At 39.5% G+C, this 12735-nt stretch carries 9 protein-coding genes; all 9 read right to left on the bottom strand.

Annotated elements, in window-relative coordinates:
- Positions 1–28: 28 nt before the first annotated feature.
- A complete protein-coding gene (locus tag AY601_RS18950; protein ID WP_198163557.1) occupies positions 29–1921 on the bottom strand; it encodes a cytochrome c oxidase subunit I in 1893 nt (630 codons plus the stop codon).
- Positions 1922–1941: 20 nt separating this feature from the next.
- The gene (locus AY601_RS18955) at positions 1942–3207 is read right to left on the bottom strand and encodes a cytochrome c oxidase subunit II (protein WP_068403967.1); all 1266 of its coding nucleotides are present in this window, start codon (positions 3205–3207) and stop codon (positions 1942–1944) included.
- 63 nt (positions 3208–3270) lie between these two features.
- Positions 3271–4485, bottom strand: a complete 1215-nt coding sequence (locus tag AY601_RS18960) for a quinol:cytochrome C oxidoreductase (RefSeq protein ID WP_068403969.1) — start codon at positions 4483–4485, stop codon at positions 3271–3273.
- Between the two features lie 14 nt (positions 4486–4499).
- Positions 4500–5087 (bottom strand): c-type cytochrome, encoded by a 588-nt coding sequence (locus AY601_RS18965; protein WP_232324631.1) that lies wholly within the window; start codon positions 5085–5087, stop codon positions 4500–4502.
- Positions 5080–5616, bottom strand: a complete 537-nt coding sequence (locus tag AY601_RS18970; RefSeq protein WP_068403973.1) for a DUF3341 domain-containing protein — start codon at positions 5614–5616, stop codon at positions 5080–5082. The genes AY601_RS18965 and AY601_RS18970 overlap by 8 nt, the downstream gene beginning before the upstream one ends.
- 2 nt (positions 5617–5618) lie before the next feature.
- A complete protein-coding gene (gene nrfD / locus AY601_RS18975) occupies positions 5619–7091 on the bottom strand; it encodes an NrfD/PsrC family molybdoenzyme membrane anchor subunit (RefSeq protein WP_068403975.1) in 1473 nt (490 codons plus the stop codon).
- Positions 7092–7114: 23 nt separating this feature from the next.
- Positions 7115–10147 carry a TAT-variant-translocated molybdopterin oxidoreductase gene (locus tag AY601_RS18980; RefSeq protein ID WP_068403977.1) on the bottom strand — a complete coding sequence of 1011 codons (3033 nt, stop codon included), beginning with the start codon at positions 10145–10147 and terminating at the stop codon, positions 7115–7117.
- Positions 10148–10193: 46 nt separating this feature from the next.
- Positions 10194–11489 (bottom strand): c-type cytochrome, encoded by a 1296-nt coding sequence (locus tag AY601_RS18985; RefSeq protein ID WP_068403978.1) that lies wholly within the window; start codon positions 11487–11489, stop codon positions 10194–10196.
- Between the two features lie 251 nt (positions 11490–11740).
- Positions 11741–12721: a deoxyhypusine synthase family protein gene (locus tag AY601_RS18990; protein ID WP_068403980.1), complete on the bottom strand. Its 981-nt coding sequence runs from the start codon at positions 12719–12721 to the stop codon at positions 11741–11743.
- Positions 12722–12735 lie beyond the last annotated feature (14 nt).

Raw genomic sequence — 12735 nt, forward strand, 5'->3', positions numbered from 1 at the left:
CCTCATTGTATAATTTTAATAAAGGAGATTAATCCAGTATTGCTTTTTCTTTTGCTTGTTTTTCTTCCCACTCTCTCTGGATGCGCTCAGATTCTGCATTTCCTTCAAAGTCATGCGGCATGTTAGAGCTCATAGTTTGAGAATAAGGAACAGTCTGAGGAATGAAATCTGCTTCAGAACCTGGCTTACTGTAATCATATGGCCAGCGGTATACTGTAGGGATTTCTCCTGGCCAGTTACCGTGGATATGCTCAACTGGCGTAGTCCATTCTAAAGTATTAGATTCCCAAGGATTCTGTGTTGCTTTTTTACCTTTGAAAATTGAGTAGAAGAAGTTGAACAGGAATGCAATCTGTGCTAATGCGGCAACGATAGCTGCCCAGGTAACAAAGATGTTTACAGTAACCCATTTCTGCATGAATTCAAATTCAGTGAAAGCATAGTAACGACGTGGTACACCATCTAAACCTAAGAAGTGTAATGGGAAGAATACTAAGTAAGCACAGATAAATGTAATCCAGAAGTGAAGGTATCCTAATTTCTCGTTTAACATTCTTCCGAACATTTTTGGATACCAGTGGTAAACACCGGCAAGCATACCAAAGATCGCAGCAGAACCCATTACAAGGTGAAAGTGAGCTACTACGAAGTAAGTATCGTGAAGGTTGATATCCAGAGAGGCATTACCTAAGAAGATACCAGTTAAACCACCTGAGATAAAGAATGAAACCATACCAATAGCACATAACATTGCAGGTGTGAACCTGATATTACCGCGCCACAATGTAGCCAGGTAGTTGAAAGTTTTTACTGCTGAAGGAACAGCGATAATCAGGGTCGTGATCATAAATACACCACCCAATAATGGATTCATCCCTGTTACAAACATATGGTGGCCCCATACGATGAAGGAAAGAATAGTAATACCGATTAATGAATAAACCATCGCATGGTAACCAAAGATTGGTTTTCTTGAATTTACCGAGATAACCTCTGAAGAGATACCTAATGCTGGCATAATTACAATATATACCTCAGGGTGACCAAGGAACCAGAATAAATGCTGCCATAGAATTGGAGAACCACCTTCGTTAGGTAATACCTGAGTACCCATAACGATATCAGATAAATAGAAACTTGTACCGAAACTACGGTCAAAGATCAATAACACCACACCCGCAACTAAAACAGGGAATGATAAGATACCTAAAATAGCTGTTAATAAGAAAGCCCAGATAGTTAAAGGCATTTTCCAAAGATCCATACCTTTAGTACGCATGTTTAATACAGTACTTACATAGTTGATACCACCCATTAACTGAGAAGCTACAAAAAGAACCATACTGATTAACCATAGTGTCATCCCTAAACCAGAACCTGAAATAGCTTTTGGAAGCGCAGATAATGGAGGGTACACTGTCCAGCCCGCACTTGCTGGTCCGGTCTCAATAAAGAATGAACTCATCATCACAATACAAGCGATAAAGAATAACCAGTATGAAAGCATATTCATAAATGGTGATGCCATATCCCGTACACCGAGCTGAAGTGGAATCAGTAAATTACTAAAAGTACCGCTCAATCCTGCGGTCAGTACAAAGAATACCATGATGGTACCATGTATCGTTACCAGAGCAAGGTAGAAATCAGGTTTGATCCTTCCTCCTTCTGCCCATCTTCCTAAAAATGTTTCAAGGATAGGAAAACTTTTATCCGGCCATGCCAGTTGCAGACGAAATAAGATAGACAATCCCATTGCAATAACAGCCATAACAATACCAGTTATTAAAAACTGTTTAGCGATCATTTTGTGATCCTGGCTAAAAATGTATTTGCTTATGAAAGATTGTTCGTGATGCCCATGATCGTGACCGTCATGGTGATCGTTGTTATGTGTATCGTGTAATGTTATAGTTGACATAATGCGCTATTCCAGTATAATTATTTTTTTAAAGCCGGTTTATTCATTGCTACAGCAGGAGCACTTGTCGCAGCTTTAGCTGTACTATCAGCTGGTGCTGCTGCCGCTGGTGCAGCTGCTGGTTCTGGTACGATTGGCAAGTTAAATTGCTTTCTCAAATCGTTATTGATAAACTTAGGTTGTTTAACTATCCAGGCATCATATTCAGCCTGAGAAACAACTCTAACAACCTTTTGCATGTTATAGTGACCAGATCCACAGATTTTCGAGCAATAGAACAAGAATTTAAATGCTGGATCATTTACTTTAGTCTGCATATCAGCAGTAGTAATAGTTGGGGTGAATTCGAAGTAAGAAGTCATACCCGGAACAGTGTTTAACTGAATCCTGAAATGTGGCATGTAAAAACTGTGCAATACATCTTTACTGGTCAGGATCAATCTTACTGGTTTGTTGACAGGAATAACCATTTCCTCTGCCATCTGATCATCAAGATTGTCCTTATCATTAAAGTCCATACCCAAACTGTTCGTTCCGGTAATCAGTTTATAGTTTTTCTTACCTACAATCTTATCAGCTCCGGGATAACGGATAGTCCATGCGAACTGCTGAGAAGTAATCTCAATGCTCAATGGCTTGTTATTAGGATCTTCGATTTTGTAGAAAATTGATCTCCAGGTAAGGAATCCCATTAATACCAATACAGTAAGAACCAATGCCGGAACAATTGTCCAGATACGCTCCAATGCATTATTGTGTGGGTAGTAATAAGCTTTTCTTTTACCAGTATTCTTGTAGAAATAAGAGAACAGGAATAATACAAGGTGTGTTCCGATGAATACAATAGTAGTCAGGATCAGCGTGATGTTAAACATCTGGTCAATCTTCTTACCGTGTTCTGAAGCAGCGTCAGGAAGAATCATGTTCCCGTGAACTGTATATTCAAAGTAAACACCATACAATCCGACGATTAAGAAAATCACGAAAAGAACACCATTTACTGTATTCCAGTTGATGCCAGCAGGTTTATCCTGAGCTTCACGTGTCAATTCATATACCCGCATAGCTTTACCAACTATTGCTATGAATAAGCAAAGCAGTAAAAATAACAGGGTATAAAATGCTGCCGACTTATAGATCGGGAACATATCAATAGGTTTTTTCGCAGCCGTAGCGGCAGCACCGGCGGCAGCTTCTTGTGCAAATGCGCTCGTATTTGCAAACACAGTAAGAATTACTGCCAGGGCCGCTATTGTCTTATTGCTTATATATTTTCTTAAACTCATTTTCTTAAAAGTAGTACGATGTACTTCTACTATAAATTAATGTATATACTCTCTAACCAGTTACTACAAATGGTGATTCAGACTTTCCTGTAAGAAAGGGTGATTCTTTGCAATTAAAGGTTTCTTACTTAATGAAGATAATACTGTAAAGGTAAACAAGCCTACAAAACCGATTGCTGTACCTATTTCAATAATACCAAAACCATTATGTGATTCTACAGTTCCAGGCATAATCATTTGGTAATAATCCACCCAGTGACCGCATAATACAATTATACAAACACCAAGCATGATATTTTCCTGTCTTTTATTGTCACGGTCCATCAACAACAGAACCGGAGCAAGGAAATTCATCACTAGATTCAAAAAGAACCAGAACTTGTAAAACTCAAATCGTTTGTAAAAATACACAGTTTCTTCCGGCATGTTGGCATAATAGATCAACATAAATTGCGCAAACCATACATAAGTCCAGAAAATTGAGAACCCGAAGATGAATTGACCTAAGTTATGAAGGTGACTATTGTTAACCCATTGCATATAACCTGCTTTTCTTAACAGGATGATAATTACAGCTATAGTAGCTAAACTGCTCACCCACATTGCTGCGAAGTTATACCAACCAAACATAGTTGAGAACCAGTGTGCCTCTAATGACATCACCGTATCAAATGCAAAGATTGGCGTAGTAAAGCCGTAGATAACTAAAAATATACAAGAGTATTTAAAACTTTTAGTGTATGAATTCAAACCGCCTTCTAAATCTTCGTTAGTTGATAATTTAGAAAGTAAGATAGCGAAGAAAGAATAGATACTTAAAAATACAACCTGACGTCCTAAAAAGAAAGGTACATTTAAGAAAGCAGACTTTCCATCGATTAATTTATCATAGTGTTCAGAAGTCGGGTCAGTTAAGCCCGGTGCATTCCAGTGGTGATAAAGATTATGTGTATATAGTCCCAGACCAATAACTACGATCAGGATTACTACTGCGACAGGCAATGTTCTTGCCATAGCCTGAGGCACACGTAAGATTGATGCAGACCATCCCGCCTGCGCTACAAACTGAACAGCTAAAAAGAATGCACCCGACATACATACACAGGCGAAGTAATAGGCCATAAGTAACAGGTTGGCAAAAGTCCGCTCATGAAGTCCATGATCAGAAAAACCATAAGCTATACTTGCGATACCAATAACGATCGCCGCTATGCTTAAAGTTTTAGCTTTTCCTGTAAACTCAAACTGCTCATTGAAATTATAATTGTGAGTTCCCATTTATATCTGCTTTTCTATTGTATTTTTTGTAATTGTTGAACATACATCACAACTTTCCATCTTTGATCTGGAGTAAGCTGAGAGGCATGTGACCCCATGTTATTTAATCCGTACATGATAGTGTGATAGATTTTACCTTCCGATAAATCTTTCATCAAGCCACCACGTGATGACGCTGCATCACCATGATAAGCTGGTACACCCGTAAATTTCTCAATTTGAACAAGGTGTCCTTTACCATCTCCTTTTTCACCGTGACAAGGTCCGCAGAATACAGTAAAGTAATGTTTACCTGACAATAAGTTCTGTGGTGTCTTAGCTAGAGGGTTGTGCAGATTTAAACCTGCGGCTTCATAACCTTCTTTAGTATTTGCATACTCATACTTTACAAATCCTACCGGGCTTGTATTCGCAGGAGGCGTTTGTGCAGTTTGTCCGTTTGCAAAATTCTTGTTCGGCTGGTCAGGATCATAAGCAATATGATCATACATATTCCTCGCATATTCCAAACCTGGGTTATTCTTATTCCTGCAAGACGAAAGTGTTGTAACAGCCAGGGCAAGAACAACAAATGAGGCTGCAACTATTTTATTCTTATTCATAGCTAATATACTTCCTTTCATTGTGCTTAACTTCTATAGCACCAGCTTCTTTTAATAGTCCGTCAATTTTACTGTGATCTCCGTTTTCCTGAGCATCAACAGCTATAATAAATCTATCATCTGTGGCTCTTAAGTCCATTACTCTTGGCGCTCTTCCCGGGAAAAGGTGAGTAGATGCATAATAAGATCCTACTAATCCAAATGCACAGAATAAAATAGTTACCTCAAACATAATCGGAATAAAATCCGGTAATGCAAAAGCTGGTTTACCACCAATATTATGTCTCCAGTCTACTACCGAGGTAAGATAGATCAGTGCAAATGCTGATACTGTTCCTGTTATCCCGCAGAAAAATGCAAGGATATCCAATCTTGATCTTTTAATTCCTAGTTTGGCTTCGATGCCGTGGATAGGCATAGGCGTATAAACATCATGGATCTTAATGTTGTTTTCCTGTAACTTTTCGATGCCATGCATCATTTCGTCAGGATCGCCAAAACTGCCTAAAATATATTTGATATTACTCATTGTTATATTTTTGCGTATTCTTCTTGTTTAACACTATCAAATTTCTCTAAAGACTCAACGTATTCTTTAACGTGAGTTTTGTCCAGATGACCTTCTTTAATCTGCGCAAGTTTAGCTTGCTCACTTGAGGTTTTAAGTAATAGTTTCACCTCAGCAATTGCAATTGAAGGCAGAACTCTTAAGAACAACAGGAATAAAGTAAAGAATACCCCGATTGAACCTACAAAGACACTTACATCTACCCATGTAGGATAGAACATCGCCCAACTTGATGGAAGGTAATCACGGTGTAATGAAGTAACGATAATTACGAAACGTTCAAACCACATACCGATGTTTACCACGATAGATAAGATCCATGTTGCAGGGATGCTCAAACGGATTTTCTTGAACCACAGTAACTGCGGAGAAATTACGTTACAAGTCATCATCATCCAGTATGCCCACCAGTATGGACCAGTTGAACGGTTGATGAATGCATATGCTTCATATTCTGAACCTGAATACCAGGCGATAAAAAACTCAGTGATGTAAGCCACACCTACAATCGATCCTGTAAGAATGATGATTTTGTTCATCGATTCAATGTGGAACATGGTGATGTAGTTTTCAAGACCCAATACTTTACGGGCAACCAGTAATAAGGTTAACACCATGGCGAAACCAGAGAAGATCGCACCAGCCACAAAGTATGGAGGGAAAATTGTCGTGTGCCATCCCGGAATAACCGAGGTTGCAAAGTCCATAGATACAATCGTGTGTACCGAAAGTACCAGCGGTGTAGAGATACCAGCAAGGATCAGAGACACAGTCTCAAAACGCTGCCATGTTTTAACGTTACCGCTCCATCCGAAAGAGAAGATAGAATAAATTCTGCGGCGCATACCTGTTGCACGGTCACGGATAGTAGCGATATCTGGTAATAAACCTGTATACCAGAATAATAAGGATACAGAGAAGTAAGTGGAGATCGCAAACATATCCCACACCAGCGGTGAGTTAAAGTTTACCCAAAGTGACCCGAACTGATTCGGTAATGGTAATACCCAGTAAGCTAACCATGGTCTTCCCATGTGGGATACAACATACGTTGCGGCACAGATAACGGCGAAAATCGTCATCGCCTCTGCTGACCTGTTAATGGAGTTACGCCAGTTTTGACGGAAGAGTAATAATACCGCTGAAATCAGTGTTCCTGCGTGACCAATACCTACCCACCATACGAAACCGGTGATATCCCATGCCCATCCTACAGTTTTGTTCAGACCCCATGATCCGATACCATTCCAGAAAGTATAACTTACTGCAACTAACCATAAGGTTGCTCCCATAAGGGAAACTATAAAACCTATCCACCACGCCCTGTTGGGCTTATTCTCAACTGGCATTAAGATATCATCCGTAATTTTTGCATACGTGATATCATTGCCGGTGATTAGTGGTTCTCTTAATATTGATTCGTTATGTCCTGACATAATGTGTTTTCTTTAATATCAGCTTACGCTTGTACTGTTGGTAATGAATCTGTGTTTCTAATTTTTGTCATATAACCTATTCCTGGCTGAGTATTTACCTCTTCCAATACATAGTAAATACGCTCACTGCGTAATGCTTTCGATACTTCTGATTCCGGATCATTTCCATCACCAAATATAATTGCATTGGCTGAACAAGCTTCCTGACATGCCATCTTGATATCTCCATCTTTCAACGGACGTTTCGCAATCTTAGCTGACAATTTACCAGCCTGGATACGTTGGATACACATTGAGCATTTCTCCATAACCCCTCTTGAACGGGTAGTCACGTCTGGGTTAAGAACCAGTTGAGTGAACTCATTGTTCAGGTAGTTATCAAAACGTGAATCATTCCAGTAGTTAAACCAGTTGAAACGACGTACTTTGTACGGGCAGTTATTTGCACAGTAACGTGTACCTACACAACGGTTATAAGCCATGTGGTTCAGACCATCCGAAGAGTGGGTCGTTGCCAATACAGGACAAACAGTTTCACAAGGAGCGTGATCACAGTGCTGACATAGCATCGGCTGATGAACAACTGATACACGGTCAAGATTTTCCATGTGTGCAATTTCTTTCTCCTCAGATACGCTCTTATCGCCTTCTTCAAAGCTATAGTAACGGTCAATACGGATCCAGTGCATCTCTCTGCGTCTGCGAACTTCATCGCGTCCAACAACAGGGATGTTATTTTCTACGTTACAAGCAACAATACAAGAACCACAACCAGTACAAGCATTCAAGTCGATTGCCATTACCCAGTTATTACCTGGTTTTTCGTATTTATCCCATAAATCATAAGTTTTATGTTCGCTGTCATGCTTACCAGTTCCTGCAGATGGGTTTTTCACATATTCCTTGAAAGTTGCTTCGCGGATAATGTTTCTTCCTTCAAAAGAGTGGTGAGTCTGCGTTTGTGCAAGCTCGTTGGTCGCACCAGTTTTAGTGATTGTGATCGTATTTGCATACTGTAACGTTCCATTACTGAAAGTTACGAATGGATAAGCATTCTGACCTACGTTATCACCAGCTTTACCCACTTTAGTACGTCCATAACCTAAAGCTATAGAAGCAGTACCCTGTGCTTGTCCTGGCTGAACCAGAACTGGTAAAGTAATTTTATATCCGTTGCTTCCTTTAACGTCAACAACATCGAATTCTTTGATTCCCAATGACTCAGCGAACTTAGGCGCAAGAGCAATGTAGTTATCCCAGGTTACTTTAGAAACCGGATCAGGTAATTCCTGTAAAAATGCGTTGTTGGCATGTTTACCATCGCGCATTGCTACACTTTCATAAACCTGAAGCTCAATATCCTTAGCTAAAGCAGCACTGCTTTTCACTACTGAAGGTGCAACAGCTGCTAATGAAAGGTTGAAGGTATAAGAACCTGCTGCCTTAGGTGCTGAAGCAAAAACTCCAGTCTCTAATACATCATTCCATGATTTACCGAAAGTTGGAAGTATATTTTTCTCCCAGTTGTTACGCACATACTGGTAGTATTCTTTAACAGGAGCGTTAGACCAGATCAGTAAACTTTCTTCAGCCTGACGCGAATTGAATACCGGGTTGATTGTTGGCTGAACGATAGAATAATATCCTTCATAGCTATTAGCATCACCCCATGCTTCTAAGTAATTCTGATTGGTTGCAATCACATCACATAAAGTAGAAGTCTCATCCTTACGGTCTGAGAAAGAAACTTTCAATGGGACTTTACTTAATCCATCAGTGAATGACTTCGTATTAACCACATCGTAAGCAGGATTGTTATCCAGGAAGAATACAGCAGCAACTTCGCCTCTGTTCATCTCATTTAAGAATTCCGCAAATTCAGCGTCATTACCAGCATAACGTTTGTTTGGATTATCCAAATCGATAGTTGTACCATAACTGCCAATAGCAGAGTTGATCGCGTTAACCAGGATCTGAGTAGAAACATCGTTAGAACCACATACGACTAAAGCTTTTCCTTTTTGCTGAACCAATTCTTTAGCAATCAGTTTAATCGCTTTTTCAGCAGTACCGTTCTTAGGTAAAGAACCACCAGCTAAATTGCCACCAGTGATTGCATTATATAAGGTAATCAGTGCAGGACCCTGCTCTGATAATTTAACCGGGATACGTGTATCAGCATTGGTACCTGTCAAACTCATACCAGCTTCGAACTGGAAGTGACGTGACATTTTACCTTTTGCCAATGATTTATGGTTTCTGTTAGCTACATACTGAGAAGTAAATTCTTCTCCGCTAATCCATGTTCCTAAAAAGTCAGCAGCAAAACTCACAATTAAGTCAGCTTTGTCAAAGTTATATTTTGGGATTACAGCTTTACCAAAGCTATTCTCATTTGCTTTGATGATACCAGTATAAGATACTGCATCGTACTGTACATGTTTAGTTGCAGGATAAGCAGTTATAAAGTCTGCAACTACTGCTTTAGTAGAAGGACTGTTTACAGATGAAGAAACGATGCGGATTTTCTTGCCCGAAGCTTTTGCTTTTGCCAGCTCTGCAGCTACAAATGCATCAACCTTCGCCCAGGTAGTCTCATCATTCTTTAATACAGGTGCTTTAAGTTTCGAAACATCGTACAAATCTAATACAGAAGCCTGAGCCTGTGCATCGGTACCACAATTGAACTCACCCGCATTTGGGTTTGGCTCAATCTTGATTGGTCTGCCCTCTCTGGTCTTCACCAGGATACTCTGACCATTATAACTTGACACATAGTAATTCGGGATACCCGGAATTACTTCTTCAGGTTTAATCAGGTAAGGTATTGATTTGTGAATCGGAGCAGGCTGACAAGCGGCAAGTGTTACCGCACCAAGACCAAAGCCTAAGGCTTTTAAAAAGTCACGGCGAGGAGTTACTGTACTTAATCCTGCTTCATTTAAAACATCTTCTATTGGAAGCGGCTCCGCAAATTCGTTTTTGTTGTTTTCAACAAAATCGGAGGTCTTGTTAAATTCCTCTAAGCCTTTCCAGTATTTTTTATTGCTTTCCATTTAAGCTATATTACTGTTTATCGAACGTTCTTTTTACTAAACTCTATTAATAGTGACATTTACCACACTCAATTCCACCTAATGCTGCAGGTGTAATTTTCTCACCTTTTTTGATTTTCTCATGAGCCTCAATAATTTTGGTGTAGAATGCGTTGTCTTTAACTTCTAACTTGGTGTCTTTATGACAGTTGATACACCATTTCATGGTTAGAGGAGAATACTGATAGATCTCTTCCATTGTATTCACTGGTCCGTGACAAGCAAAACAAACTGGTTCGTTTGGTTTCAACCCTTTTTCTTTACGGATAGCTTCTTCAGCTACAACAACGTGTTGTGAGTGATTGAAGTAAGCGAAATCAGGAAGGTTGTGAACACGTACCCACTCAATTGGTTTTTCTTTAGACTTGTCATAAGTCATTTTATCTGCATCATAACCTAATGCATTGTAGATTTTCTGAATCTCAGGAGAGATGTTTCCATCATGGCTGTCTCTGGCCTGAACCTGTTTGTGACAGTTCATACAAACGTTAAGCGAAGGTATGGTTGCGTTTTTAGATTCGAATGCACCAGCATGACAGTACTGACAATCAATCTGGTTTACACCAGCGTGTAATTCGTGAGAGAACTTAATCGGCTGTGTTGGCTGGTAACCTGTAGAAACACCAGTGTTCCACATGCCCATCCATCCAAATGAACCTAAGCTTATCACTAAGCACAGGATCACGAAGAAAACAAACTTCTTGTTTTTGAATAACTGACCAATGCCAGCTAACATCGACGCTTTCTCTTCGTCTTCTTCGATTTCTACACCTTGTTTTTTCAGGATCAGGCGCTCAAGCATTTTAATTGCTCTTGCCAGGATCACTAATACAATAATAGAGATCAGGATTACAGCAATTACTCCTACGATAGAGAAGTTTGAAACTTCATCAGAACCAGTAGCTGCACCAGCAGCTTCTACTTTCTTAGGCTCACCTACTTTTACGTAAGCAAGGATGCTTTTAATCTGCTCAGGCGTTAATGATGGAAACGCTGTCATATCGGCATTCGGATTGAACTTTGAAGCCTCTACAGCCTCTTTGTCTCCCGACGCGATAAATGCCGGAGCATTGTTGATCCATTTTAACAAAAACGCTTCGCTCTTTGTAGGTACAATCGTTTGTAATGCCGGGCCGATCAAATCGCGGTCCAGCGCATGACATGAAGTACATTTTTCCTTGAAGATTTTTCTACCTTCTACTGCGTCTTGTGCTTGCGTACCAGAAACGATTAAAACAGATAGAGCCGTAAACATAAATGCCGACTTCCAAACTCTTCTAATGATCAATGAGATATTCCTCATAATGAGTATTTTATGCTTTATTTTAAAAAACTGTAATGAACGTATTGATGTTTAAACTCTTGTTCTTCACCAAAACGTCCACAAAAGTAAAATTTATTAAGTTACCAATGACAAAGAAATGACAGTAAATACAATTTATAATCATTCTAAACTTTTCCATTTTATGGCTTTAAACGAAGAAAATCAGCAAATTTTTCTATTTGCTGATTTTCTATACGACAAAAATCCAGATAAGGATTTGGAATTATAATTTACATTTTTAATATCCAGGCAAAAATCAATGGAGCAACGATAGTTGCATCAGATTCCACGATAAACTTAGGCGTATTGATGTCCAGCTTGCCCCAGGTGATCTTTTCGTTTGGTACAGCACCAGAATACGATCCATAAGAAGTTGTAGAATCAGAGATCTGGCAGAAGTAAGTCCAGAAAGGAATATTCTCCATTTCCATATCCTGATATAACATAGGCACTACACAAATCGGGAAATCTCCAGCAATACCACCACCAATCTGGAAGAATCCGATCCCTTTTCCGCCACTGTTTTTAATATACCAGTCCGCAAGGTAACCCATGTACTCAATTCCACTTTTCACTGTAGAAGCCTGTAACTCATTTTTCATTACATAAGAAGCGAAGATATTTCCCATCGTTGAATCTTCCCATCCCGGAACTACAATCGGCAGATTTTTTTCTGCAGCCGCAAGCATCCATGAATTTTTAGGATCAATTTCATAATATTGCTCAAGTACACCGCTCAATAACATTTTGTACATATACTCATGCGGAAAATAACGCTCACCTGCTTTTTCTGCATTCGTCCAGATCTCCTGAATATGTTTTTGTAAACGTCTGAAAGCTTCTTCTTCAGGAATACAAGTATCAGTTACACGGTTATAATGGTTTTCCAATAAATCCCACTCGTCCTGAGGAGTTAAATCACGGTAGTTAGGTACACGTTTATAATGTGAATGGGCAACAAGGTTCATAATATCCTCTTCCAGATTCGCACCTGTACATGAAATTATAGAAACTTTATCCTGACGGATCATCTCTGCTAATGAAATTCCCAATTCGGCAGTACTCATTGCACCAGCCAGGGTAATCATCATTTTTCCACCTTCATCTAAATGCGTTTCATAGCCTTTAGCCGCATCCATCATTGCTGCTGCATTGAAATGGAGGTAATGCCCTTCCATGAATTTTGATATTGGTCCTCTTGTTACGCTCATTTTAATTAAGATTA

It is taken from the genome of Pedobacter cryoconitis (assembly GCF_001590605.1).
GTDB lineage: Bacteria > Bacteroidota > Bacteroidia > Sphingobacteriales > Sphingobacteriaceae > Pedobacter > Pedobacter cryoconitis_A.

Excerpts from the sequence above, each read along its gene's own strand:
- AY601_RS18950 (WP_198163557.1), bottom strand. The coding sequence starts at position 1,921 with ATGTCAACTATAACATTACACGATACACATAACAACGATCACCATGAC.
- AY601_RS18955 (WP_068403967.1), bottom strand. The coding sequence starts at position 3,207 with ATGAGTTTAAGAAAATATATAAGCAATAAGACAATAGCGGCCCTGGCA.
- AY601_RS18960 (WP_068403969.1), bottom strand. The coding sequence starts at position 4,485 with ATGGGAACTCACAATTATAATTTCAATGAGCAGTTTGAGTTTACAGGA.
- AY601_RS18965 (WP_232324631.1), bottom strand. The coding sequence starts at position 5,087 with ATGAATAAGAATAAAATAGTTGCAGCCTCATTTGTTGTTCTTGCCCTG.
- AY601_RS18970 (WP_068403973.1), bottom strand. The coding sequence starts at position 5,616 with ATGAGTAATATCAAATATATTTTAGGCAGTTTTGGCGATCCTGACGAA.
- nrfD (WP_068403975.1), bottom strand. The coding sequence starts at position 7,091 with ATGTCAGGACATAACGAATCAATATTAAGAGAACCACTAATCACCGGC.
- AY601_RS18980 (WP_068403977.1), bottom strand. The coding sequence starts at position 10,147 with ATGGAAAGCAATAAAAAATACTGGAAAGGCTTAGAGGAATTTAACAAG.
- AY601_RS18985 (WP_068403978.1), bottom strand. The coding sequence starts at position 11,489 with ATGAGGAATATCTCATTGATCATTAGAAGAGTTTGGAAGTCGGCATTT.
- AY601_RS18990 (WP_068403980.1), bottom strand. The coding sequence starts at position 12,721 with ATGAGCGTAACAAGAGGACCAATATCAAAATTCATGGAAGGGCATTAC.